1 protein-coding gene and 1 pseudogene are annotated in these 745 nt (G+C 71.0%); both read right to left on the bottom strand.

Features of this window, described 5'->3' with window-relative positions:
• A pseudogene (locus tag GPK42_RS09615) lies at window positions 1-566 on the bottom strand (hypothetical protein); the annotation flags it as partial.
• A gap of 26 nt (window positions 567-592) precedes the next feature.
• On the bottom strand, window positions 593-739 hold the full coding sequence (locus GPK42_RS10135; protein WP_338404357.1) for a helix-turn-helix domain-containing protein: 147 nt from the start codon (window positions 737-739) through the stop codon (window positions 593-595).
• Between the last annotated feature and the right edge of the window lie 6 nt (window positions 740-745).

The following is a 745-nucleotide window of genomic DNA, read 5'->3' as shown; positions in this document are numbered from 1 at the left end:
TCCGCGAGCGGCGCCATCTTGCGCGAGATCACGCGGCTCGCGCGGCGCGCCACGAGCGCGAGCGCGAGCGCGCTTCCCGCAGCGGCGCCGACGAGCATGAGGTTCTGCGGGTTGGGAAGCAGGCAAGCGAGGTCGCGCGAGACCCACTGCGGCAGGTACTCGCTGACGAGCGCGCAGGCCCCGCCGCCCTTGAGCGGGAACGCGGCGTAGGTGAGGCCCGAGCCCCCGCCCTCAATCTCCACTGTGCCCGGATCCGCGGCGAGTGCCGCACGGGCCATTTCCGTCGCGTCCTCGAGCCGCGTGCCCTCGAGGTCTGTCATCAGCACGTATCCGTCCTTATTTAGGATGAGGTAGCGGTACGCCGTCGGCACGTCCTGCTGCTCGCAGACGCCGTCGCGTGCCAGGCCCTCCGCGACCTCGTGCGCATTGGCCGGCCCCCAGCTTGCCTCGTAGACGAAGCCCGCGTTGATCGCCGCGGAGAGCGCCATGAACGAGGCGAGCGACGCCGTGGCAACCGCCGCGAACGCGTAGGCGAAGTAGCGCGCGATGACGAAGGAGAGCGGCATGCCCCCGCGACCTCGCGCCCCGGTCCTCAGAGCTGCCACTTGTACCCCATCCCCCAGACGGTCGCGATCGGATCGGCGCCGGCCTCGGAGAGTTTCCTCCGGGCGCGGCTGACCTGCATGGATATGGCCGCGTCGTCGGCGTCGCTCTCCCAGCCGAGCACCGCCTCGCGTATCTGCGC

This window comes from Collinsella aerofaciens, from assembly GCF_018785265.1.
GTDB lineage: Bacteria > Actinomycetota > Coriobacteriia > Coriobacteriales > Coriobacteriaceae > Collinsella > Collinsella aerofaciens_AI.
This window is presented reverse-complemented; position numbering and strand designations above follow the sequence as displayed.